This is a genomic window from Nostoc sp. DedQUE05, from assembly GCF_034530955.1.
GTDB lineage: Bacteria > Cyanobacteriota > Cyanobacteriia > Cyanobacteriales > Nostocaceae > Nostoc.
This window is the reverse complement of record NZ_JAVRCB010000010.1, coordinates 165,448-191,532: the sequence shown is the minus strand read 5'-3', so window position 1 is coordinate 191,532 and position 26,085 is coordinate 165,448. Positions and strand designations below refer to the sequence as shown.

The 26,085-nt window shown below is 42.6% G+C and carries 15 protein-coding genes; 6 read left to right on the top strand and 9 right to left on the bottom strand.

Annotated features, from left to right (window positions below):
• Positions 1 to 166: 166 nt before the first annotated feature.
• Complete coding sequence (locus RMZ42_RS09865; protein WP_322671247.1) at positions 167 to 295, top strand: hypothetical protein; 129 nt, start codon at positions 167 to 169, stop codon at positions 293 to 295.
• A gap of 217 nt (positions 296 to 512) precedes the next feature.
• Here the strand turns inward: RMZ42_RS09865 and RMZ42_RS09860 are convergent, their stop codons facing one another.
• The 4 genes from RMZ42_RS09860 to RMZ42_RS09845 form a co-directional block, all read right to left on the bottom strand.
• Positions 513 to 1,403, bottom strand: coding sequence for an isopenicillin N synthase family dioxygenase (locus RMZ42_RS09860; RefSeq protein WP_322671246.1), 891 nt, complete (start codon positions 1,401 to 1,403; stop codon positions 513 to 515).
• Between the two features lie 4 nt (positions 1,404 to 1,407).
• Complete coding sequence (locus tag RMZ42_RS09855) at positions 1,408 to 3,432, bottom strand: bifunctional metallophosphatase/5'-nucleotidase (RefSeq protein ID WP_322671245.1); 2,025 nt, start codon at positions 3,430 to 3,432, stop codon at positions 1,408 to 1,410.
• A gap of 434 nt (positions 3,433 to 3,866) precedes the next feature.
• The gene (locus RMZ42_RS09850) at positions 3,867 to 6,863 is read right to left on the bottom strand and encodes a UPF0182 family protein (protein WP_322671244.1); all 2,997 of its coding nucleotides are present in this window, start codon (positions 6,861 to 6,863) and stop codon (positions 3,867 to 3,869) included.
• A gap of 182 nt (positions 6,864 to 7,045) precedes the next feature.
• Complete coding sequence (locus RMZ42_RS09845; RefSeq protein ID WP_289799833.1) at positions 7,046 to 7,261, bottom strand: hypothetical protein; 216 nt, start codon at positions 7,259 to 7,261, stop codon at positions 7,046 to 7,048.
• A 702-nt stretch (positions 7,262 to 7,963) separates the two neighbouring features.
• Between RMZ42_RS09845 and RMZ42_RS09840 the strand changes: the two genes are divergently transcribed.
• Complete coding sequence (locus RMZ42_RS09840) at positions 7,964 to 9,151, top strand: DUF4336 domain-containing protein (protein WP_322671255.1); 1,188 nt, start codon at positions 7,964 to 7,966, stop codon at positions 9,149 to 9,151.
• A 411-nt stretch (positions 9,152 to 9,562) separates the two neighbouring features.
• On the opposite strand, the gene RMZ42_RS09835 is transcribed toward RMZ42_RS09840, so the two are convergent.
• The 4 genes from RMZ42_RS09835 to RMZ42_RS09820 form a co-directional block, all read right to left on the bottom strand.
• A complete protein-coding gene (locus RMZ42_RS09835; protein WP_322671243.1) occupies positions 9,563 to 10,537 on the bottom strand; it encodes an MvdD family ATP-grasp ribosomal peptide maturase in 975 nt (324 codons plus the stop codon).
• 278 nt (positions 10,538 to 10,815) lie between these two features.
• Entirely contained in the window at positions 10,816 to 11,805 is a 990-nt protein-coding gene (locus RMZ42_RS09830; protein WP_322671242.1) for an MvdC family ATP-grasp ribosomal peptide maturase, read from the bottom strand.
• A 179-nt stretch (positions 11,806 to 11,984) separates the two neighbouring features.
• Complete coding sequence (locus tag RMZ42_RS09825) at positions 11,985 to 12,284, bottom strand: microviridin/marinostatin family tricyclic proteinase inhibitor (RefSeq protein WP_322671241.1); 300 nt, start codon at positions 12,282 to 12,284, stop codon at positions 11,985 to 11,987.
• Between the two features lie 418 nt (positions 12,285 to 12,702).
• On the bottom strand, positions 12,703 to 13,479 hold the full coding sequence (locus tag RMZ42_RS09820) for a hypothetical protein (RefSeq protein ID WP_322671240.1): 777 nt from the start codon (positions 13,477 to 13,479) through the stop codon (positions 12,703 to 12,705).
• 533 nt (positions 13,480 to 14,012) lie between these two features.
• Between RMZ42_RS09820 and RMZ42_RS09815 the strand changes: the two genes are divergently transcribed.
• The 4 genes from RMZ42_RS09815 (at position 14,013) to RMZ42_RS09800 (ending at position 25,105) form a co-directional block, all read left to right on the top strand.
• Complete coding sequence (locus RMZ42_RS09815; protein ID WP_322671239.1) at positions 14,013 to 14,816, top strand: aldo/keto reductase; 804 nt, start codon at positions 14,013 to 14,015, stop codon at positions 14,814 to 14,816.
• A gap of 248 nt (positions 14,817 to 15,064) precedes the next feature.
• Positions 15,065 to 18,253 (top strand): S-layer family protein, encoded by a 3,189-nt coding sequence (locus RMZ42_RS09810; protein ID WP_322671238.1) that lies wholly within the window; start codon positions 15,065 to 15,067, stop codon positions 18,251 to 18,253.
• Positions 18,254 to 18,502: 249 nt separating this feature from the next.
• Positions 18,503 to 22,408, top strand: a complete 3,906-nt coding sequence (locus tag RMZ42_RS09805) for a filamentous hemagglutinin N-terminal domain-containing protein (RefSeq protein WP_322671237.1) — start codon at positions 18,503 to 18,505, stop codon at positions 22,406 to 22,408.
• A 33-nt stretch (positions 22,409 to 22,441) separates the two neighbouring features.
• Positions 22,442 to 25,105: a CHAT domain-containing protein gene (locus RMZ42_RS09800; protein WP_322671236.1), complete on the top strand. Its 2,664-nt coding sequence runs from the start codon at positions 22,442 to 22,444 to the stop codon at positions 25,103 to 25,105.
• 128 nt (positions 25,106 to 25,233) lie between these two features.
• Here the strand turns inward: RMZ42_RS09800 and RMZ42_RS09795 are convergent, their stop codons facing one another.
• The gene (locus RMZ42_RS09795; protein ID WP_322671235.1) at positions 25,234 to 26,052 is read right to left on the bottom strand and encodes a DUF928 domain-containing protein; all 819 of its coding nucleotides are present in this window, start codon (positions 26,050 to 26,052) and stop codon (positions 25,234 to 25,236) included.
• Positions 26,053 to 26,085: the final 33 nt, after the last annotated feature.

Sequence of the window (26,085 nt, the reverse complement as noted above, 5' to 3'; positions counted from 1 at the left end):
ATTGCTGTTTACGCTGCTTGATTGAATTAAAAATGGATAAAGTCGAGCTAAGAGGATGTTTGAAAAGTCATAATTGATGTATCAAATATTTTTGACCCCACCCTAACCCTCCCCTGTAAAGGCTACGGTGTACACACAAGTTGTAGCAGCAAGGGTTTCAGGCTTTATGAACCCTTTAAATGGTCATTACGAGCGCAGCGAAGTAATCGCATTATCCAATAGTTTTTGTGATTGCGTCGTCGTTCCTCCTCGCTGCGGACAAGGTTTGGGAGCGATCGTACAACAAGATAGCTAGGCGACGAAACCAAGTGTTAGGTAGGATTTCAAGACTTGTGTGTACACCGTAGCCCCTGTAAAGGGGAGGGAACTAGATTTCTTTTTCCCCCCTTTACAAGGGAGGATTAAGGGGGGTAATTTGACTTGTGTGCACGCCGTAGCTTTGTAAAGGGGGGTCTATTCGACTTATGCAAGAGGTCTCAGGTCTTTCTTAATTACGAATTACGAATTACGAATTACGAATTACCATAAGTTGCTTGTAAACGTTGTAAAAGATATTCTCCCGCCAGAATAGGCGGATAGATAGGCGATTGTTCTTTCTGGCAACTCTCCAAACAACTAATTTCTGTATCATCATTAGGATGACAGAAAAAAGCCATAGAATACCGCGACTGATTCACTCTTTTATCAGTGGGAATCATCACTCGATGCTTAGTTGAGCAAAATCGATGATTTGTCCACCGTTGCATTAAATCGCCAGTATTGACTATTACAGTATCAGGAATTGCAGGCGCAACAATCCACTCTCTAGATACTGTCTGTACTTCTAACCCGCCAATGTCATCTTGGAAAAGTAAGGTAATACTGCCATAATCGGAATGCTCGCCAGCACGCACCTGTCCGGGTTTTGCTGGTGTCTGCAATGGCGGATAGTGCAATAGTCGCAAGGTATGATTTTGTTGATTATGTCTGATAGTAAAAAAATCTTCTGGCAATTCCAATGCCAACGCATAAGCTTGTAATATCGTATTAGCAAGTTCTGTACAACCAGCGTAGAAGGTGACAAGAGAAGCATCTATCCCTACCGCTTGTTTGTTTACATTAAATGCCTCTTTTAAATCGCCTGGTTGATTGGGGTTAAGACGTTCTCTTTCAATCCCAACGTAACCCATATTACTAAATTCATCACTCCAAGCTTGTTTTTGCTTAACTTCTAAAGCTAAATTGAAAAAAGATTTGCTGTGAGTGAATACTTCCTCGATTAGGTCTTTTGATATTCCCGAATTTTGCAAGTACATGAAGCCAATTTCATGACAAGCCTCATAAATTTGTTTGATGACAGCTTGCCGAGTTATTGCGTTGCCCTTAGTAAAATTAGTGAAATCAATTACTGGAATTCTAACCATTGATTCAAAATACCACATCTTTACGCAGCTTCAGATTTTGAATGCGAGTATCTTCGGTAGCTGGTACATCCTCCTGAGCAAATGGAATCTGTTTAAAGTTAGCAGCCAGATATTCTGCTAATGCATCTTGTTCAGAACCATCAGCAGCAAAGGTAGCTAAACCTGTACGTTTAGCATCTTTTGATATCAAATCAACCCGTTCTCTTTTAGGAAAAGGATAACCATCACCACCATTTGCGAGGAAGTTTAAGGTGACAGCGCGGAAGATGCGATTAGAGTCACCCACTAACTCTGCATTTTTCACCACTACATCAATAATTTTGCCTTTTCCATCTTTGATAGCTAGGGATTTAACACGCTTACCTGCTGGCAAATCTGGATCAAAGCTAAAGGCTAATCCCGCTATTTGGGGAAAACTGCCAGGGGTAGCACCTGGTGCGATGCCTGCTACACTGTGTTCAATTATTACTAGTAGTTCTTTCGCATTCAAAGTTACTAAAGTCAAGCCATTGTTGAACCGTAAAGCATTGGTGATATCAAGTTGGGAAATTTCCTTTTCTTTCTTACCTGCCACAGGATTTGCTTGGGGTGGCAGTTTGATAACATCCCGCGAGCGAGTCGAACCTGGGGGAAAGGTATATATACCAATATTGTCACGGATACCGCCACCATTTTTAATGGAAATGACAGTTTTAGGATCGTATCTCTTTGCGATCGCTAAATTAGCTTCAGCTGTCAAATTCCCTAAATTGGTTTCTTGGGTGCGGACATCACCCCGCCAGCCGTTGAGGAAAACGTTGGTTTTCCCAAAAATCTGACCATCTTGGGCAATAATCACTTTTTTGAGCGCTTCTGTAATCGCAACAATTTTAGCATCGGGTTTCCCGCCTACAGCTGCTACCCCTTGGGAATCAGTCGCATAAGCACCACTAATTTTGGGGTCAATACTTTTAGGAATAATTACTCCCTTGGCATCAAAGTTAACTACTAGACGACCGACATAGCGATAGTTACCATCGGTATTAACTACAGCTATCGGATTACCATCTGCGGCTTTTTTGATGATTGGATAAGTTCCAGCAGATTTATCACCCACTCGCAGACGGTCTGTTTTGTCGGCTAGTAAGGTATTGGAACCACCAGCAACAATAATGTCTACTCCCTTAAGTAATTTTGCTAGCTTTTGTTCAATCGCAATTTGCTGCATGTGTGCCAACAAAATGACCTTATTAATCTCTGGATTTTTTGTCAGCAATGTATCAACAGAAGTTTGAATTTCAGCAGCTAAGGCAGCGATATCTGCGGCATCGCGGTCATTAAATTTTTTAGGCAAGACAGTCACACCACCGGGAGAAGAAATAGTCCGCAGTGTGGGAGTTGTTGCCCCAACTACAGCAATTTTTTCACCATTGACAGTAATAATGGTGCTACGGGCAATTTTATTCGGAATTTTATTTGCCTCTTGCGCATCAGCAGTAACTAATTTTGCCAGGTCTTTATCAGTGCTGAAGTCTAGATTTGCGCTGAGATAGGGAAATTTTGTACCTGGGTAATCTTCTTTAGCACGCAGCAAGTCAGCGACAACACCCGTACCTAAATCAAATTCGTGATTGCCAAAGGCGATCGCACCAAACCCAAGAGCATTTAAAATTAAGATATCTCCCCGCCCCTGTCCACCAAAAACTGTGTCACTGGCAAATAAAAAGGGACTGGGAATATAAGCATCTCCAGATGAAAGGATTAAAGTATTAGGATAATCAGGCTTCCCGTCACGATTAATATCCTGATTTTTCAGTGCATTCAACACCGCCGAAAAGTTCGGTGCATCCTTCAGCGCCGGGACACCTGCTTCTTGGTCGGAAGTATGTAAAAGTTGTAGTGTGAACTCTGACTTCTGTGCTGTTTTAATTTGCACCACACCACCAGTAGTTCCTAAAAATAAAAATATGCTAGATATAATCAAGCTAGTCTTTAAATCTCGGCGATTAAACTTACTGAAAAATTTACTTTTCCGATTTAAAAAAGACATAATAAATTTTCTAGCTGATCGCTGTATTATAAATATCCCATAATAAATATTTCATAAGATAATTTTAATATTCCTTTTCATCTTCACATCTGATTGGAAATTGCCTATGTATAGATAAAAAGCAAGAAAGGTGGGAAAAGTAGGAAAAGTAGGATATTTTCTATCACCCCTTGATTATCAGGTTATTACACGGTAATTTGAATCTTATGTGCAGCTTTTGAAAAGGAGTTTGGGGGTATGTAAAAAAGTCACTGCAATTTTGAAAGGAAAGTTTTCAGATGAAAAAACTGAAATAAAATAGGGAGAATAGAGTTAAAAAAATGCGCTTTTTTTAACTCGTTTTATATTAAAACTTAATTAATAATCTACCTTTACGGGGCAATTGCAAAGACTGCGAAGAACTTTTATACTTTTAGTCGGCCTTGCGCCCCTACTTAACCCGGCGGGGCTGCTTCTTCAAAGGGACGGATAATCGTCGGCGCTGGTGTCACTTCTGGTTTAAAAATTCCTTGCAATGCTTGTTCTAAGGTTTGCGCCATAACAATCCGGTTTTCGTAAGCAACTACTACTCGTACCAAGGTTGGCAGACTATTCTGTGTGGCTTCTATATAGATTGGCTCGACATACAGCAGCGATTGCTGAATGGGAATTACTAGTAGATTACCTTGAATCGCTCTCGAACCCTGGCGATTCCATAAGGAAATTTGCTGAGAAATTACTGGATCTTGGTTAATCCGCGCCTCGATTTGCTCTGTTCCGTAAATCAGGCGTTCTTTAGGAAAGACATATAGCAGCAGCTTACCGTAGTTTTTGCCATCCGATCGCGCCGCTAACCAAGCGATTAAATTAGTCCGTTGTTTGGGAGTATAAGGTAAAAACAGAAGAAATTCTTCTCTACCAGAGGCTTCGCCAACAAAGTCTCCGGTGGGTAAACTTGTAATCAAATAATACGGCTCTACCGGACGAGGTTCGCTACCATAGATTTCATTCGGAATCTGCCACTGGTCTTCCCGGTTGTAAAATACTTGGGGGTCGGTCATGTGGTAGGTCATCAACCGCTCAGATTGAATTTTGAAAAAGTCCTCTGGATATCGGGTATGACTGCGGAGATTGACTGGCATTGTACTGAGCGGTTTGAACATATTGGGAAATATCGCTGACCAAGTGGCAATGATTGGATCGCTTCGATCGGCAATGTAAAACTTTACAGTGCCGTGATAGGCATCGATCGCTACTTTGATAGAATTGCGAATGTAATTGATACCATCGCTACCCGTGTCTGAATAGGGATAGCGATCGCTGGTTGTATAAGCATCAACAATCCAATAAAGATAACTGGGATTACTGGGGAAATCTTGATTAGCAGCAGCAGCAACTAAATAAGGATCGCTGTCAAATTTAAGGAAGGGTGCGATCGCTTGAATTCTTTGCTTGACATTTCGTCGCAGTAGCACTTTTGTATCTGGCAAAAAGTCCCGCGTCAGCACCATCTGCCAATCTTTCAAATACATTGCAAATAGCCACCGTCGCCATATTGAACCGATTTCAACGCCACCTAGACCCTCATAAGAGTTGTAAACATTATCACTACCGCTAGGGTAGTCTAGCTCTCTAACTCTTGTGCCAGTCATTACATAAGTATTCGTAATTTCACCGTAATAAATCCGGGGTTGCCCAATGGGAATACTTTCACGAACGGCTTGATTAGAAGTTGTGAGAGCGCTACTATTACCGCTAATATCTTTAACAAAATATTCTGGTAGTCCACCCGGCCCAACTGTATTAACTGGACTAACAGTAAACCCGAAGCCGTGGGTATAAATTAAATGACGATTAACCCATGTTTGAGCTTCCTGTGGTACGGCAGTGTAATCTAATTCTCGCGCGGCAATTAATACTTGCCGCCGTTCTGTTGAGTCAACTGCTTCTTGCTTAGGTTCTGGCGGCTGAGGTGAAGGTTCATCTGTTTTGAGAGTATATCGATCGATATCGGCATCGGGAAACCGATAATACGGCCGAATTTGTTGCAGTTGACGGTTAGTTTCTAAAAGTGGTCGCTCATCCCAGAGGCGAATATTCCGAATTGTCGAGGCATTCTTTTGAATATCAACTTCAGTCAGTGTTCCTTGCGGGTTGAAGCTTCTAGAATCAATCGCCTCTAAATCGAATGCTTGACGAGTTAAGGCAATAGTCCGCTGAATGTAGGGTTGCTCTCGTTGCAACTCATTAGGTTGAACAATTAAATATTGCACCACAGTGGGTAAAACAACATCAGCAGCTACAACTAATACTAAATAAACCCCTAACCCGTAAAAGAAAAAGCGACGATACCGAGATTTGGATTTCCAGAAAAACGTTCGCCAAAGGAGGTAAGTTGCGATCGCTACTGCCACAATCCCCAAAACCGTGTAAGCTGGCAACTGGGCTGTCACATCCGTATAGCAAGCACCATAACTCACTCCCCGGCTAGAATACACCAGTTCATAGCGACTTTGCCAATAACTAAAAGCCACTACCAGCATCAACAAGCCACCCATACCGAATAAATGACGCTGTTGCTGGGGTGAAAAACCAGGGAAAATCCCCTGACTCAAACTATCCGCCGACAAAAGATAAGTGAGAGTAACGGCGACGAAGCCATACAAACATAAACCCATCAGCCAGAGTTCTAGCAGTTCCCAAAAAGGTAAGGAAAACACGTAAAAGCTGATATCTCGACCAAATAAAGGCTCAGTGCTGTTGAAAAGTGTAGGGTGCAAATATTCCAGCACCTTTGGCCAGTGTCGAAAGATGATAAAGGCAAAAATGGGACTAGAGAGAATTGCGATCGCAGTCAGTAAAAATTGCGGATAGATTAAAATGGCGATCGCTACTCCCCCAATTAAACCGAGATACCAGACTTGAGAGACAATCTGCTTCAAAAGTTGCCAGATTGTCTCCGGTCGAAATAGAGCGGGAACGGGTAGAATAGCCTGATTAACTGGAGAATGCCAGTACAAAAGAGCAATTTGACCATAGTGAGCCAGCATTAACCCAATTAACAAGCTCAATATCAGAGTTAAGGGTAATAACCAGCGCAATTTTAATGCTTGAGGGCGTTGTGGCGTAAGTATCCGGGTTTCGTTGCGTCTTGGATAATTAGGACTGAGAAAATTTGTTAATTCACTGTTGAGTTCTGCTTGCTCAATCTTTAGAGACTGGGAATATTTTAGCCGTTGTGCTAAAGCCAGGTTTAGCAGTAGATAGGCAGCAGTTATTCCAGCCACGACTACCCACAAAATACCACGAGTCAGCAGCCTCAACAAAAATACTTGGAGATAGCCGACTTCCCGAAACCAAAAAATCTCTGCTCCCAAACGGCAACCCAGATCCAACAGTAGCCACAGCCCAAAAAATCCGATTAATAGCCTAAAGCCCCATTTCCAATACATTGATATGTAATTTAAGAAGAACGCCAATTCTTTATTTGCAAACCGTTTACTCTTTGAAATTCTCGAACATTAGATGTTACAACAAAAAGCTAAACACATCTAGTTTGCATATCTAAAATTTATATAATTTTTGTGGGGTGGGCAACATAAGCGCCGTAATTATGCGAGTAAATAACCCATCATTAAAACTCGATTTCGTTAGGTGGTAGCAGTTCGTCCCGGTAGGACTCAAAAATAATACTTTCTACTACACCTTGATGTTGCATAATAGTTTCTGGCCAAGTCATGGGTTTTGTTTCTAAGAAAGTAACAAAGACTTTGCTTTCAGTAATGCCTTGTGGTTTTTCAGCTAGTTCGATTTTGCCGTTTTTATAAATTCCTTCAATGGTTCGTAGCATTGTTTTTACCTCCTATCGAAATTCTAGTAGTACGGTGTACACACAAGTCTCAAATAGTTGATTAACTAAGGTTTTACCCCACCCTAACCCTCCCCTTATAAAGGGGCTACGGTGTACACACAAGTCCTTTTCACCCCCTCTAACTCCCCCTTGCAAAGGGGGAGAACCGGATATTTCCCCCCTTTGCAAGGGGGGATTAAGGGGGGTAAATCCAGGATTCGGGCTTCATTACCAAGATGTGTGTACACCGTAGTATAAAGGGGAGGGAACCAAATTTCCTATTTCCCCCCTTTATAAGGGGGGATTAAGGGGGGTAATTCGACTTGTGTGTAAACTGTAGTCCGAAGAGTGGGAAGGGTACAATGAATTACCCGGACTTGATATAAATCCCAAAATGCTCCATCCTTAAACGTGATTTGTGCGATCGGCGATCGCTAACAATGTAGTTCCAGTTTAGAACATCGGAGTTCTCAGGGTAAGGCTGACGATGAGATGAACAGTTAAGCAGTTAAATACCAGTAAAATAGTTCAATTACCGACAAGTGTTGTGTGGAGATTCTAGCCAGTTGCTCTCGCTCGACAAGCGTGCTATACCAATCTTGTAGCCACTACAGCACTCTCACAACTGGCCCGCGCCAGGACAATAAAACGACGATGAATTCACTTGGATCTCAGTCGAGAGTTGAAGTACGAGATCGAGGGATGTCTCCTTTGAACAACCCCAAGGATTGGTCATGGCCATTCTGGGCTGCTGTCCCACTCTACCCCTATGGCAGGCGGCGGACAATTCGTCAGGAAATAGTTCAGGACACTATTTGGACATTCGATCAGCTTCACGGCATTCTCTACACCATCGTGCCGATTCGTATGACTGTCGTCAAGCTTTTTGGCGGAGGACTTCTGGTTTATGCACCCGTTGCTCCCACAACTGAGTGTGTCCGCTTGGTTAATGAGTTGGTAGCAAAGCATGGTGAAGTTAAGTATATCTTACTGCCAACCAGTTCTGGTCTGGAGCATAAAGTCTTCGTTGGCCCCTTTGCTCGTCGCTTTCCTCAAGCACAAGTGTTTGTTGCCCCGCACCAGTGGAGTTTCCCGTTCAATCTGCCGCTTAGTTGGCTAGGTTTTCCCCAAAAACGAACTCAAGAACTCCCAGAGGACTCAAGCCTTGCTCCCTTTGCTCTGGAGTTTGACTATGCAATATTAGACATCGACTTGGGACGAGGATCTTTTGCAGAAGTTGCATTGTTTCACAAGCGATCGCGTACTCTGCTTGTAACTGATTCTATACTTTCTGTGCCAGTTGACCCACCAGAAATCCTCCAATTAGATCCTTATCCCTTACTGTTTCATGCCAGGGACAATGCCTCGGAGACAATCGAGGACAATGAAGACAACCGTCGCAAAGGATGGCAACGCATTTCACTGTTTGCGCTTTACTTCCGTCCAAGTGCTTTGGAAGTTGCTTCAATCGGACAGATGTTTCGTGATGCTCTCAAAGCACCAGAGCGATCGCTAAAAACGTACTTTGGTTTATTTCCTTTTCGCTGGCAAGCAACCTGGAAGCAGGCATTCGACGCTCTACGAGGCCAGGGACGACCATTTGTCGCACCGATTTTGCAAATCCTCATTTTTCCTCAAGCACCAAAACAAGTCCTCAAATGGGCTGATACAGTTGCAAGTTGGGATTTTCAGCAGATTATTTCCTGTCACTTTGAATCGCTAATTAAAGCAAATCCGCGTCAATTTCGGCAAGCATTTGCTTTTCTGGAAAAAAATCTTTCTTCTAGCGAAAGCCAACCTTTATTGGAGGAAGACTTAAAATTTATTCAGGAACTTGAAGCGAGTCTAGTTAAACGCGGTATCGCAACGCCAGCTAAAGAGGATGTCTGAGAAGTATCAAATATTTATCGATCCCCCCTAACCCCCTTAAAAAAGCTACGGTGTACACACATCTCTAAAAATCCTACCCACCCAATATTTCTGTTCAAGTGAAAGTCTCACACTGAGCAAATATCCCGCCCGGAACTTTAGTTCCGGGCTGATAAGCTAAAGTCCTCTAAAAGAGGACTAAACAAGAAATTTAGTTTAGTCCTCTTTTAGAGGACTTTGGTTATGAGACTCGGAATTTATTCCGAGGCGGGATAGATACACTGCACCAACACTTGTGTGTACACCGTAGCCTTAAAAAAGGGGGGAATAAGAGTCTTAAAGTCCCCCTTTTTAAGGGGGATTTAGGGGGATCTCCAAGGATTAGATGTATATAAAAGAACTTTTCAGACATCCTATAAAGAGAATTTGTAATCAACTAACTGAATTATTTAAAACCTCAGCGATCGCCTGGGAAATCGGTAAACCAGGACAGCGTTCCAGCCAGAAGAACTCGCCAACTGGGTTAACTTCCAAGAATACATGACGACCATCAGGAGTCAAAATAATATCAAGCGCCCCATAATTTAAACCAAATTCTGCCATGAGTTTGAGCAATTTCTCTTCGACATCTTCGGGCAAAGTGTATGACTCCCAAGCGTCGAGTAAGGCGATTCCCTGTTTGCGCCAGTCGTAACGTGCCTTATCCAAAGCTTGAGAATCAACCGCAGCCGTTAGCACGCGTTTACCGACAATAATTGTCCGCAATTCCAATGCCTTGGGAATCTTTTCTTGAAATGTCATTGGGCAGAAACGTAAACCATCAAGGTTGTCTAGATCCTCTGAGGAAATTGGATTTGTAAATACAACTTTTTCTCGCCCTTGTTCATCATAAATAGCGAAGGAAGAGAGCATTTTGGTAATCATTCCCTGCTGACACTCTTGGGCAAATTGCTTTACTGCTATTGGATTATTTGTAGTCAGAGTGCGAGGCGTATCTAGACCGATATCTCTTGCTATTTGTAATTGCAGTTGCTTATTTTCGGCTCGGCGAATATTTGGCAGAGGGTCAAGATGAAACCCCCTGATACTAGCAATCATTCCCTCAATGCTGACGCGAGATTCTTTCAGTGAGGCTTCTCTAAGTTGCCTGTCCATCGAGTTGGGAATTTTTGACCCAATTGCAATGCGCCGATACCAAACTGCTGACACTTCATTTAAATCTAATGTCTGGTCATCGACACTCAAAATCACTCGCTGACTACTACCATAGTAAATATCTAACTGCATTTCTGTGGGAAATCGGTCTGTGTCAAAACGAAATGCTTTCTTTCCTTGGGCTTCAATTGCCTGAATAACTAAAGGAATACTTTCGTTATCTTGGCTGTGAGTAATGATTAAAATAGTCACGTCGCTTCGCTCCGAATTCAAAATTCACGCATTCAAAATTCAAAATTAATAATCCCCATAAATAAATTCGCCTCGTTCCCAGTCTGAAGACTGGGAATGTATTGCCAGAGGCTCTGCCTCTGGTCAAGCCACTGGAGGCGGAGCCTCCCAGGATGGATTCCCAGCCTGGAGGCTCTTAACCAGTCAGGGCAGGGGCTATATTTTAACTTAGTTCCATTCAGCCTTAACCCAAGCGTATTGGGTTATCAGTTAGTTTGGAATTTTTAAGTAAGAGCATTTTACTTCGGACTTGTTGAAAGTAGTGCAGATGCGATCGCAAAAGCAATTGGATAGTCCAAATCTCTCTCCAGCATTCCCCACTCTCCTGTAGGATTAATTTCTAAAAAAACATATTCTCCTGATGGCGTTTTAATTAAATCAAATGCTCCAAAAATCAGCCCAAACTTAGCCATAAAGGCATCCAAACAACGAATTAGTCGATCGGGTAATTGATGTGGTTGCCAGGTAAGAATCTTTTTTGTCTCGCGTCGCCAATCCTGGGTAGATGCTGCATATTCAGACGCATCTAGCGCCCCGACAAACAGATTGCCATTCACATATACTGCTCGTAGTTCTTGCTGTTTAGGGATTTGTTCTTGAAACATAACTGGACAATAGCGCAGTGTTTCAGCATCAAGTAAGTCTTCTTCTTTAACGGCGCTGGTATACATGAAAAAAGAAGAGGCTTGCATCCCAGAAGAAAGAGGTCTAAGCAGCTTGACAATCATTTTTCCCTTAACTTGGTGGAAAAATTCTCGTGCTTCTTGAGGATTGTTGGTGACAAGAGTCCGAGGTATAACAAGACCTACTTCCGATGCAACCCGCAGTTGGCGTAACTTGTTTTCGGCTGCACTTATCCGGTGTAAATCATCCACCCACTTAGCATCTCTCAGGCTGTCCCAAAAGCCATCTAAGACTGCGAGTGATTCATTAGAACAGGCTGCTTGAAATTGTGGAGCCAATTCTTGACCGAGATCGGGTTGCCAAATACGCCGCATCCATACTGCTTGCACTTGCTCGGTGTTGAGGGAGCGATCGTTATATATCAGTGAATGATTGCTACCAGAGTTACTTAAATTAGCCTGGAGTTGGAGTGCGATCGGAAACTTATCAGTATCAAAACGAAATGGCTGTGCGCCTAGCTTTGATACCGCTTCTGCAACTTTATCTATTGTAAAATAATCACCACTATGGGTGATTAATAAAACTACATCACGATCGAGGTGCATAAAATATTTTTATTAGTTTTTGCATTTTCACTATTGTTAACTCTTGAGAAAGCAAAATTTTAAAAAAGTGAACTTAATTTTAATGAGAAGCCAACCCCTAGACGAAGTTGGCACTAACTGTATTTTTATACTGACAATAGTTTTAAAACCGCATCTCTGGTGTAATCAAAAGTATGCAGCTATACAGGTTTAGACGGCGAACTGTCATCATCGCCATCTGAAGGATACTTCTGAGTAACAGCGTATTCATCACTATCAGAAGGGTACTTCTTAGTTACTGCGCCATCTTCTTGATCGGATGGAAACTTCAGAGTTGTTACAAGTTCATCCTTATTCTTGTTTGTGGCATTATTACATTTACCACCGATAATCGCTTTTGAGTCTTCATCAGAAAGGTCTTCAAGGCTTTGCCCTTCCAAGAATCGAGCGAAGAATGGTACTGCTTGTGAATTCAACTTTTCTGGTTTGTTTTCAGACACAATCTTTCTCCTATAACAACTGAACTTAAATATCTCCTGTATTATATGACATATTACATACTAATACCTTTGCCAAAAAAAGAGTTTATACATCAACTCAACCTCGGAAATTGGCGAAGTTTGACTTACCAAAATAAGTATTAATTTATCCTTTAACAAATATTTACTTTTGTATAATCATTGCTTGTATAAAGTTAAAAATATAATAATTTTTCTTACAGCAAGTATGAACGGGGCGCAATTGTGAAACAGTATAGCAAGGGACTGGGGACTGGGAACTGGGGATGGTGGGGCAGGTAATTATCAAAAGATTCACTTAAATATCTTAATAATCATCCTTAAAAGCGCGATATTTCTAGGAATTATTGACTTCAAAATAATTCAAAATATTCTCTTTGCTCCCAGTTAGTCACCTGTTTTAAATAGTCTTCTGGTGGGCGATCGCCGACGGACTGCAAAGAGCGATTGTAAATTCAAATTGACCGACACCTCCTTCATTTTGTACACTCCTTAAAGGTAATCCCATTTCAACTAAGTTTTCTGCTAAAACGCGCAGTAAGTCGTGAATCTCTGGATTGTGGGATTCTAAAAGATATTGGAAACTATTCTCTACAGCGCTAACTTTAGCAGGTTCACCAGGTTTTCCAGAAGTACCAACATTAGCGATCGCTAACATTGGATCTTCTAACTTTGCCAAATACCACTCAACTTCTAAGCCGACAATATACTCCAATCCCCTTTGATGTAACTCTACCAATGATTGGCGCAAAATACCGCGACTGGAAAAGGGCATTACCTGACCATTTTGAAAGTACTCGTTACAGAGAATAAAACCAGTACGTTTTGCCCAAGGCAGAATTTTGAAGGTATCAGGGACAGGAACAGCCACAAGATTTAGCGCACCTGTCATCAAAGGCATATCTAAACTACCGCCAGGAACAAACGGGTTAAATACTATTGCATCACCAGTATCAAACAGGAATGTGCCTGTGCTGATTTGCATAGCGTTTTCTAAGGCGCTGAAAAATGTCTGTGGTAAGAGCGATTTGCTGCGAACAATCCCATGCTGGTCTGACCAAGCGGTACGAATCAACAATAGATCCCGTTCTTTGATAACAGCCTCAAGCTTTTTAGATGCTTCTTTTTGAATTTCTGTCCACAGGTGATGACGCTCAATAAATCCAGGCTTTTTCATTGCACACAAAAAATCTTAAATTAACATGGAGCCATTCTGTTGACGCTTGACGAATGTGACGATATTAACTAGAGTTCTGCATGAATTAAAGCGTTTTAAAGCTCAATTACTTTATTTGGTTGAAATATACATTCTGGCGTGAGAATACTAGCTTATATCATTGTGAAATAAGATTCGACAGTAATAATTTTATATTTTATTATAGCGTTTCCCGACCTGCTAAGGTACTGAGTAAATCACTAATAAAATTAGGTAAGCCTCTGCGTACCTTTGCGTTTGACTCTGCGCTCCTCTGCGTTTAAAAACATTATTTCTGTACCTCACGTAACTAGGAATTGCTATATACTTACCCGTGACATGATTGCGTGGTTTCCAACTTGTAGCTCCTAATTCAATCCTCCTGACTTCCTTTTTTCATAAGTTAACCAATTTTTATCAATCATTGCAGAAGATGATTAAAAATTAAGATTCATTGAGTTTTCACTAACATCATGAAGGTGTAATAGAGTAAAAGTGAGAATTGGAGCGTTGACGTGGAGTTAGTAACTATACACAGACAGCCAGCAAGCATTCTTGGTTTAGCAGGGCAATCGATAGATGCTGCAACTGTTTCATTGGCATTTGAAGCGGGGATCAATTACTTTTTCTTTTACAATTTGGAATCGGAAAACTTCTTGGATGGCTTGAAATCTCTGTTGGTAGTAAAGCGTGAGCAGACCTTGATAGCAACAGGTAGTGAAAATCGGAATATAGAATCTTTACGCAATTACTTGGACTGCGTGCGCCATCGTTTAAATATCGCGCAAGTGGATGTATTTTTTGCTGAATATGTTTCCCCTGCTGATGACATAGGTCAACTTCAAGCGGTACTTGACGAACTGCATTCTTGGAAAGATCAAAAACTCGTGCGTTATGTAGGAGTCACAACTCACAACCTACCTATTGCCAAACAATTAATTGAAGCACGTCACATTGATGTGCTGATGCTCCGTTATAATATGGCACATCGAAAAGCTGAAGAAGATGTTCTTCCCAGCGCTTCAAAGGCAGGTATCCCAGTAGTAGCGTTTACCTGTACTCGTTGGGGGTCATTACTTAAGGGGCATCCCAACTGGCAACAAAAACCACCACTAGCAGCAGACTGTTACCGAATGGCACTAAGCCATCGGGCAGTGTGTCTGGCACTTACAGCCCCAAAAAATAGGCAGCAATTACTGGAAAATCTTTCTGTGCTGCACTTACCCCAACTTTCGCAGCAGGAACTAACTCATTGGCAGGAGTATGGCGATTTAATTTATGGTACTGGACAAGACTCTTTTGATACTCAATGGATTTAAAATCCTGGTTATTGCTAGTGGTAAAGCAATTCATCTATAGTGCTATTTTTTCTTTAAACTGCTTACAAGGGTTCTGGATAACGCATATTTAATTTCACTAAATGTCTATTAATTAATTTTAATTTTTTAAAATTTTACTCTCATCTAGTCAAAATATCTGCTGAAATGAAATTAATTATAGATAAATTTCTCAAAAAATTGATTGCATATTCACAGGTAATAAATGAGCAAGCGAGGCTGATTCTGATATGACAACCTGTAAAAATAGGAATTGGCACTCAGATTTATTAGAAGCTATTAGTATTATTGGAGTGCTTGCTCATGGCATATTTCCTTGTGAAAATCACGCCTTAGCCCAGATTACCCCTGATGGAACATTGGGTAATAACTCTTCAAGAATCACTGGCAATGTAAATATCAAAGGTAGTGCTGCTGACCGGATTGATGGTGGAGCAATTCGCGGTGCAAACCTCTTCCATAGTTTTCAGGAATTCAATGTGGGTGAATTGCAGCGTGTTTATTTTGCCAATCCCACGGGAATCTCCAATATTCTCACACGGGTGACAGGAAGTAATATCTCGAATATTCTTGGTACTTTGGGGGTGGATGGTGGTGCAAATTTATTTTTGATTAATCCCAATGGCATTTTATTTGGGAACAATGCACGACTAGATGTAGCGGGTTCGTTTGTGGCAAGTACGGCGAATTCTTTTGTGTTTGGCAATGGGTTGGAATTTAGTGCAACAAATCCTCAGACTCCTTCTGCATTACTAACAGTTAATCCTTCAGCTTTGCTATTCAATCAACTTCAGGCTGGCAGAATTGAAAACAGGTCAATTGCACCAGCAGGAGATAATATCTTGGGTCTACGAGTACCAGATGCTCGAAGTCTGCTATTAGTTGGTGGAGAAATTGCCATCAACGAAGGTCAATTGAATGCTCCGGGTGGGCGAGTGGAATTGGCAGGAGTTGCAGGTGAGGGGACAGTCGGACTGAATGTGGATGGTAATAATTTAAGTTTGGTTGTTCCTGATAATCTAGCTAAAGCCGATATCTCACTTAGTAATCAAGCCTTAGTCAGTACCAGTGGCGAAGGTGGTGGCGCTATTCAGGTGTGGGGTAAAGGAGTTACAGTTAGTGGAGGTTCCAAGATTGAAGCCAGCACTTTAGGAGCATTACCTGGAAAAGGATTGAGTGTAAATGCTTCCGAATCAGTGCAAGTCGTTGGAGAATCACCTACTGGAATTCGCAGTGGTTTATTTGCTGAAAATTCTGGGACAGGAGATGCAGGAGACCTGACAATTAACACCAGACAGTTACAAATCTTAGCAGGAGGAAAGATTTCATCTAGTACAACGAATGCAGGTGTGGCAGGAAATTTGACTGTGAATGCCTCAGAATCAGTGCAAATAATCGGTATTCCAGATAATCCCAATTTAGGCTCTACTGGTATGTTTGCTGCATCTAATGGAGTAGGAGACGCCGGAGACATCACGATTAACACTAGACAGTTATTCATCCAAAATGGAGCCGGAATTATAACCGATAGCGAAGGTAAAGGGGTTGGAGGGAGTATAACAGTAAATGCCGAATTAGTGCAGCTAGTCGGTACTGCTATTCTGCCACAGTTTCCTAATAGATGGTATCCGAGCAGAATAAGTTCTAACGCCTATGACATAGGGCCCGCAGGAAAGATTACGATTAACACCAATCAGTTATTAATCCAAGATGGAGCAGCGATTTCAGCTCGAACTAGCAGTAGTGGGGCTGGAGGAAGCTTGACAGTCAATGCCTCCCAATCAGTTAAACTGATAGGATCTGCTACTAATAGTAATAGTTTATTTCCCTTTCCCAGCAGTTTGTTAACTCAAACATCGAGTACAGGAACAGCAGGAGATTTGGCAATTAATACGAATCAGTTGATTGTCCGACAAGGACAACTATCTGCCAGTACTTTTGGACAAGGGAATGCTGGCAATATAAACATTGAAACTGTCACTATGAATATCATTGATAGTCAAGTGGGAAGCAGTGTTTATCGTAAAGGGTTTGCCGGAAATTTGACTATTCACGCTGCCGAGTCAGTGGAAATTAGCGGAAAAATCAAATCATTTACATCTAATCTTGAAAATCCTGCTGGCTTATTTGCTCAGGTAAACCCTAGAGGTGAGGGTCGCGGTGGCAACTTGACCATTGAGACAAAACGCTTGAGTGTCAGTAATGGAGGTAAAGTGCAAGTCGCTACTTTTGGTCAAGGCGACGCTGGGAATCTCACAATTCGGGCTTCGGAAGTAGAAGTATTTGATACACTTATTGATAACCTCTATGCTACAGGTATCAATGCAGGTGTTGAAGTAGACGCAGACGAAACAGTGATTCCACCCAGAGGCAACGGTGGCGATTTAACAATTGAAACCGATCGCTTGAGTGTGAGAGGTGGTGCAGTAGTATCGGTTGGAACTGCTGGAGTGGGCAATGCAGGTAAATTACGAATTCATGCGTCGAAATCTGTAGAAGTCGTTGGCAAATCAGCAAATGGTAACTTTAACAGCCAAATCAGCGCTGCGGTGACGCCAGAAGGTACTGGTAGTGGGGGAAGTTTAAAGGTTGAAACTGAGCAGATGAGTGTCCGGGATGGAGGTGAAGTCACTGTCAGTAGTACCGGCGCGGGGACGGCAGGCAACCTTGACATCCAAGCTCGTTCTTTGAGCCTGGATAATCAAGGAGCGATCGCCGCCATAACCAGATCGGGGAATGGTGGTAATATTACCTTGAAGTTGCAAGACTTATTATTACTACGCAATCATAGTCAAATTTCTACCACTGCTGGCAGTAGCGAATTCGGTGGCGATGGCGGTAACATCACCATTAATAGCCCTTTCATTGTCGCCGTTCTTAAAGAAAATAGCGATATCAGCGCTAACGCCTTTACAGGAACTGGTGGTAGAGTTGACATTACAACAAACGGTATTTTCGGTATTCTCTCGCAAAAAAGCCCAACTGAAAATAGCGACATTACAGCAAGTTCAAAATTGGGAGTGAGTGGGGAAGTAATTATCAACAGTCCAGATACTGACCCCAGTCGCGGCTTAATTCAACTACCCTCTAACCTCGTGGATGCATCCCAACAAATTGCCCAAGGTTGCACTCCTAAAAGAGGACAAAACGCCAGTCGTTTTATCGCTACAGGACGCGGTGGATTACCCCAAAGTCCTAATGAACCGTTGCGAGGACGAGCAGTGATTACTGGTTGGGTAGATATGCCACCACAAGCAACAGCGATCGCGGATAATTTATCTACTGCAACTATCACCAAATCTAGCAATTCAATTGTCGAGGCTCAAGGATGGATTGTTGATGGGAACGGTGATATTATGCTTGTGGCTCAATCTGGGCAAAGTTCTTCTATTCCCTCTGCCATGTCCTGTAGTCAATAATTCGTTACTCCAAGAGTCGCGGGAGGAATTACGATGAAACTCAAGAGCGATCGAAACAATCAGATGCATTACCTAACTTTAAGTTTTAAAAACTTTACTCCGATCTAGTTAAAATATCTGCTGAAATTAATTGTAGAAAAATTGATCGGGACGGCTAACAAAAAACCCTTGAATATGTGGCTCGAAGCCGTGGTGTAAGAAAATTGCATATTCACAGGTAATAAATGAGCAAGCGAGGCTAGTTCTGATATGACAACCTGTAAAAATAGGAATTGGCACTCAGATTTATTAGAAGCTATTAGTATTATTGGAGTGCTTGCTCATGGCATATTTCCTTGTGAAAATCACGCCTTAGCCCAGATTACCCCTGATGGAACATTGGGTAATAACTCTTCAAGAATCACTGGCAATGTAAATATCAAAGGTAGTGCTGCTGACCGGATTGATGGTGGAGCAATTCGCGGTGCAAACCTCTTCCATAGTTTTCAGGAATTCAATGTGGGTGAATTGCAGCGTGTTTATTTTGCCAATCCCACGGGAATCTCCAATATTCTCACACGGGTGACAGGAAGTAATATCTCGAATATTCTTGGTACTTTGGGGGTGGATGGTGGTGCAAATTTATTTTTGATTAATCCCAATGGCATTTTATTTGGGAACAATGCACGACTAGATGTAGCGGGTTCGTTTGTGGCAAGTACGGCGAATTCTTTTGTGTTTGGCAATGGGTTGGAATTTAGTGCAACAAATCCTCAGACTCCTTCTGCATTACTAACAGTTAATCCTTCAGCTTTGCTATTCAATCAACTTCAGGCTGGCAGAATTGAAAACAGGTCAATTGCACCAGCAGGAATAGATCCCGCAGGTTTTAATGCATCTGGTTTACGAGTAGGAGATGGTAAAAGTTTGCTGCTAGTGGGTGGTAATGTCAGTATGGATGGCGGCCAGTTAAATGCTTATGGTGGGAGAGTTGAATTAGGGGGGTTAGCAGCAGTTGGAAATGTCAATCTTCTTTTTAATGGCGATAATCTCAGCTTGAAATTTCCTGAGAATGTGACTCGTGCTTCGGTATCGCTTACCAATGAAGCAGCTATATCTGTCCAAAGTGCTGGTGGGGGTGATATTGCTATCAATGCCCATAATTTAGAGATTTTGGAAGGAAGTAGGCTATCTGCTGGTATTGCTGAAGGTTTGGGGACACCTGAAACCGTTGCTGGAGATATTACGCTAAATACTACTGGGGAAATCAAAATTGCAGGTTCTGAGAGCAGAATTCGCAATTTAGTACGTTTGGGATCAAAAGGCAATAGCGGTAGCATTACCATCGATTCTGGTGACTTTTCTCTAAGTGATGGCGCTCAACTTATTGCCTCAACTTATGGAGTGGGGAATGCGGGGAATGTGACAGTGAGTGCAAAAAATGCTGTTGACCTTGCAGGTAACGCTTACATTTTCAGCACTGTAGAAGCAGGAGGCGTGGGTAAAGGAGGCAATATCAACATCAATGCTACAACACTGTCACTCACTGATGGCGCTCAACTGCAAACCGTTACTCGTGGTGCATCTGCTACCCAACCAGCAGGACAGGGGAATGCAGGCAATGTCAATATTTTGGTAACAGGTGCTGTTGATATTGCTGGGAAGAAAAACGGTTTTACCAGTGCGATTCTTAGCAATGTGGAAACGGGGACGGATGGGAATGGCGGTAGCATTACCATCGATGCTGGTGACTTCTCTCTAAGTGATGGCGCTCGACTTTCTGCCTCAACTTCAGGAGTGGGGAATGCAGGGAATGTGACAGTAAGTGCAAAAAATGCTGTTGACCTTGCAGGTAACGCTTACATTTTCAGCACCGTGTCAGCAGGAGGCGTAGGTAAAGGAGGCAATATCAACATCAATGCTACAACACTGTCACTTACTGATGGCGCTCAACTGCAAACCGTTACTCGTGGTGCATCTGCTACCCAACCAGCAGGACAGGGGAATGCAGGCAATGTCAATATTTTGGTAACAGGTGCTGTTGATATTGCTGGGAAGAAAAACGGTTTTACCAGTGCGATTCTTAGCAATGTGGAAACGGGGACGGATGGGAATGGCGGTAGCATTACCATCGATGCTGGTGACTTCTCTCTAAGTGATGGCGCTCGACTTTCTGCCTCAACTTCAGGAGTGGGGAATGCAGGGAATGTGACAGTAAGTGCAAAAAATGCTGTTGACCTTGCAGGTAACGCTTACATTTTCAGCACCGTGTCAGCAGGAGGCGTAGGTAAAGGAGGCAATATCAACATCAATGCTACAACACTGTCACTTACTGATGGCGCTCAACTGCAAACCGTTACTCGTGGTGCATCTGCTACCCAACCAGCAGGACAGGGGAATGCAGGCAATGTCAATATTTTGGTAACAGGTGCTGTTGATATTGCTGGGAAGAAAAACGGTTTTACCAGTGCGATTCTTAGCAATGTGGAAACGGGGACGGATGGGAATGGCGGTAGCATTACCATCGATGCTGGTGACTTCTCTCTAAGTGATGGCGCTCGACTTTCTGCCTCAACTTCAGGAGTGGGGAATGCAGGGAATGTGACAGTAAGTGCAAAAAATGCTGTTGACCTTGCAGGTAACGCTTACATTTTCAGCACCGTGTCAGCAGGAGGCGTAGGTAAAGGAGGCAATATCAACATCAATGCTACAACACTGTCACTTACTGATGGCGCTCAACTGCAAACCGTTACTCGTGGTGCATCTGCTACCCAACCAGCAGGACAGGGGAATGCAGGCAATGTCAATATTTTGGTAACAGGTGCTGTTGATATTGCTGGGAAGAAAAACGGTTTTACCAGTGCGATTCTTAGCAATGTGGAAACGGGGACGGATGGGAATGGCGGTAGCATTACCATCGATGCTGGTGACTTCTCTCTAAGTGATGGCGCTCGACTTTCTGCCTCAACTTCAGGAGTGGGGAATGCAGGGAATATTCGCATCAATGCAAAAGATGCCATAAATGTTTATGGGACTAGTCAAGAGAGGAGATTTTCTAGTGCTTTATTTACATTTACTGATTCTAGTTCCACTGGCATTGGTGGCGATATCACCGTAAACAGCAATATATTTCGCATCTCCGACGGTGCGTTACTGGATGCACGCACTAGAAATAATCAAAAGGGTGGCGATATTACGGTAAATGCAAATATTTTTGAAGCACTCAACGGCGGACAACTCACCACCACTACTTCAAGCAATGGGCGTGCAGGTAAAATTACTGTCAACGCTGACGATCGGCTAATAATTAATAATATTGACCCTAGTTACAGCGATCGCATTACTAACTTTCCTGACAACATAGTAAATATCGGCGATAACAGTGGCTTATTTGTCAGTTCTACAGGTTCAGGAATCACAGGCGACATTGAAATCAACTCACCCAAAATTGCCTTAGATAACCAAGGTAAACTCAATGCCGAATCTGCATCCGGTAACGGTGGTAACATCAACGTCAACAGCGACTTACTCTTACTCCGCCGCAATAGTCAAATCTCCACCAACGCAGGTACAGAAAAATTAGGTGGCAATGGCGGTAACATCAAAATCAATTCAAGATTTATCGTTGCAGTTCCTAAAGAAAATAGCGATATCAGCGCTAACGCCTTTACAGGAATTGGTGGTAGAGTTGACATTACAACTAACGGTATTTTCGGTATTCTCTCGCAAAAAAGCCCAACCGAAAATAGCGACATTACAGCAAGTTCAGAATTGGGAGTGAGTGGGGAAGTAACTATCAACAGTCCAGATACTGACCCCAGTCGCGGCTTAATTCAACTACCCTCTAACCTCGTGGATGCATCCCAACAAATCGCCCAAAGCTGCACTCCTAAAAGAGGACAAAACGCCAGTCGTTTTATCGCCACCGGACGCGGTGGATTACCCCAAAGTCCTAACGAACCGTTGCAGGGACGAGCAGTGATTACTGGTTGGGTAGATTTGCCCGCACAAGCAACAGCGATCGCGGATAATTTATCTACTGCAACTATGACCAAATCTAGCGATCTGATTGTGGAGGCTCAAAGATGGATAGTTGATGGTAACGGTGATATTATGCTTGTGGCTCAGTCTGGGCAAAGTTCTTCTATTCCTTCTGCCATGTCCTGTAGTCAATAATTCGTTACTCCAAGAATCGGGAGAGGAATTACGATGAAACTCAAGAGTTATAAAAATAATCAGTGGCAACAGATATATAACGGATGCAACAGATGGTTCATTCGTTTCTTTAAAAACTATAACTTGCCTGTTTTCATCCTCTTGGTTGTGGTGACAGCTTTTTTGTGCGTTACTGCTTTTCCCGTTGCTGCAACTATAGAAACACAAAATATCGCACCTCTTGGAGTCTCAATCCAAAATCCGACTGCACAAACACAAGACTTGCTGCAACAGGGTAAAGTGCTGTATGAGGCAGGACAATTTGCAGAAGCGGTTAAAGTTTTGCAACAAGCAGTTAAAAGTTTTGGCAGCCAAGGCAATGAATTGCAACAAGCTGTAGCATTAAGTAATTTGGCGTTGGCATATCAAAAACTGGGTAATTTACCACCAGCGCAACAGGCAATTACAGATAGCTTGAAGTTGCTCGAAAAATCCTCTAATTCCCAAAATCTTCAGGTTTTGGCTCCAATTCTAGATATTCAAGGTAGTATTCAACTAGACTTAGGACAAGCTGAACAGGCACTCAACACCTGGCAACGTGCGGAAGTTAGCTATAAGCAATTAGGCGATCGCAATGGCATTATCCGCGATCGCATCAATCAAGCACAAGCATGGCAAGTTTTGGGATTTTACCGTCGGGCTTTGACGATCTTGACTCAATTGCAGCAGGAGTTACAATCAAAACCTAATTCAGTTAGTAAAGCAGTAGAATTACGGTCTTTTGGGAATGCTCTGCAATTAGCAGGAGATTTGAATCAATCTCGTCAGATATTACAGCAAAGTTTGTCAATTGCCCAAAAATTGGATTCTCCCCAGGATGTCAGCGCGGCTTTATTTAGTTTAGGCAACACGGCACAAGTACAGCAAGATTTTAAGGGTGCAATACAGTTTTATCAGCAAGCTGCTGCGATCGCTCCTCACCCGATTAGCAAAGTTCAGGCTCAAGTTAATCAGTTGAATTTACTAGTGAACGCGGGACAAACAGCCGCCGTGCAGACATTATTGCCGCAAATCCAAACTCAGCTGGCACAACTACCTGCTTCTGTGACAACTATTTATGCGCAGATTAATCTAGCTCAAAGCTTGATGAAATTCGGAACTACACCCGAAGCGATCGCTCAAATCTGCGCCAGAGCCTTGCAACAAGCTGAAAATTTAGCAGATAAACGAGCCGAGAGCTTTGCCCTTGGGACTCTAGGTAGTGTATACGAACAAACTAAGCAATGGTCAATTGCCCAGAACCTCACCCAACAAGCACTGAACATCGCCCAAACAATTAATGCCCCAGATATCGCTTATCGTTGGCATTGGCAGTTAGGGCGCTTGTTAAAACAGCAGGGAGAGATTGAGGGCGCTATTGCCAGCTATGATACTGCGATCGGTGAGTTGCAGACTCTCCGTAGTGACTTAGTAGTTGTGAATCGAGATGTCCAGTTTTCCTTTAAAGAAAGTGTAGAACCTGTATATCGAGAGTCCGTAGAATTATTGTTGCAGTTTCAGCAAACTCATCCGAGCGAACCAATCCTAGACAAAGCTAGACAGAGGATTGAAGCACTGCAACTAGCGGAATTAGACGACTTTTTCCGGGAAGCTTGCATTAATGCCAAAACTGTTTTGCTTGACACAGTGGTAGATAAAGATAATCCCACAGCCGCGATCGTTTATCCAATTATTTTGCCCGATCGACTCCAAGTGATTGTCAAAATTCCTAAACAACCACTGCGTAATTATACAGTAAATAAGCCCCAGAATGAGGTAGAAGGTACTATAAAACAACTCAGAGAGTATTTATTAGAACCCGATCGCAATGAAGAAGTGCAAGCGTTATCGCAGGAAGTCTATGGCTGGTTAATCAAAGAAATTGAGTCAGATTTAAAAGATAGTGGCGTCAAAACCCTTGTATTTGTACTGGATGGCATATTGCGAAATGTGCCAATGGCTATATTGTATGACGGTCAGCAATATTTGGTAGAAAAATATGCTGTAGCACTCAGCTTAGGACTCCAGTTACTCGCACTCAAACCCTTGACACAAACAAAACTCAATGTACTAGCTGCCGGGTTAATGCAACCACCACAAGGCTTTAAACAGCAATTTCCACCGCTACCAGAAATTAAATCAGAATTCGACTCTATTTCCCAAGCGATCGCCTCTACCACCCAGTTACTAGATCGAGACTTCAACAGCAAAAACCTAGAGAGTAAGGTAAATACTGTGCCATTTAATGTGTTACATCTGGCAACCCACGGTCAATTTAGTTCCAATGTTGAGAATACTTTTATACTTGCAAACGATGGGCCGATCAATGTTACGCAATTTGATAGCTTGTTGCGCCGGCGAGATCGAACTCGCTCAGAAGCCTTGGAAATGCTGGTGTTAAGTGCTTGCCAAACTGCTACTGGTGACAATCGCGCCACGCTAGGGCTAGCAGGAGCATCCGTGAAAGCTGGCGCCCGTAGTACCTTGGCTTCACTATGGCATATCAGCGATAAATCTACTGCTATTTTAATTGGGGAATTTTATCGTGAGTTAGTTAAAAATGAGGTGACAAAGGCTGAAGCCTTGCGTCGTGCCCAAATAAAGTTGTTAAAAGATTATCCCAATTACAGTCGTCCTGGCTACTGGGCACCTTATGTTTTAGTTGGTAACTGGCTTTGACAAATTCTATTCATTTATTGAAGTTTCTAGAGGTTGCCCTTTTGGAGTGTGACAAAAGCTGTTCATGAGCGATCGCTCAAACCGAATTTGCCTGACGACTTTTGCAAAAGGTCTATTGCTCTGCTGTGCTACTTTGCATTAGCTTGGCAACATTTTATCAAAGGTTGTTTAGCTAAATTCTCTAAATCTACGGATTGAAGCAAATTCATCCACTCCACCGCTAGAGTTGGATCTTCAGGTTTGCTAAGACGTAATTCAGCTAAAGTAGTTAAGGCATCGAACCAAATACCATTTTCGGCATAAAGGTTTACCCGTTGCTGAGGAGTTGCTTGCTTCAAGCTATCTACTAATTGAGGATTTGGATTGACTCGTTGCACCCATCCTTCCACATACTCTCGTTCTGGAGGTTGTTGTGGATTGCAAATGACTTTTATTTTGAAAAACCAGTGATACATCTTGTCTACTTGCAATGGAGAAGCATTTGCGTTTAAGCGAATGCTAACAATTCCTGGTGTTTCTGGTATTGTTACTATTGTTCGGTAAAGAGTTTGACTTGATTTACCTGACTCATCTTTGACAACAAATTCAATGGAATCAATTAGAGACTTTTGATAGGGGACAAAAAACCAAAAAGTTGGATATTCCTCATTCGTCAAGCCCCAAACTTTAGTAACAGAAACAGCTTCTGTTTTTCCTTGATTGACTGTCTCTTTATATATAGGTACAAGTCCAACTACAGACTGATTCCCAACGCCACAACCGCGACTTGCAGCCCCTCCGCGATCGCCTGCTGCACCCCTGTCTGGAGGAGGCGGAGGAGGCGAAAATTTCTTAGGAGTAGCCGCCGCAACTGGTGTCATCCAAATCATTGGAGAATAGCCGATAATTCCCCACAAAGTCATTCCCACTGCCGCGATTAATTGCATTTTTTGCCAATAGCTTTTCATCTGAATTCTGACTCCTGAATTCTGACTTGTTAA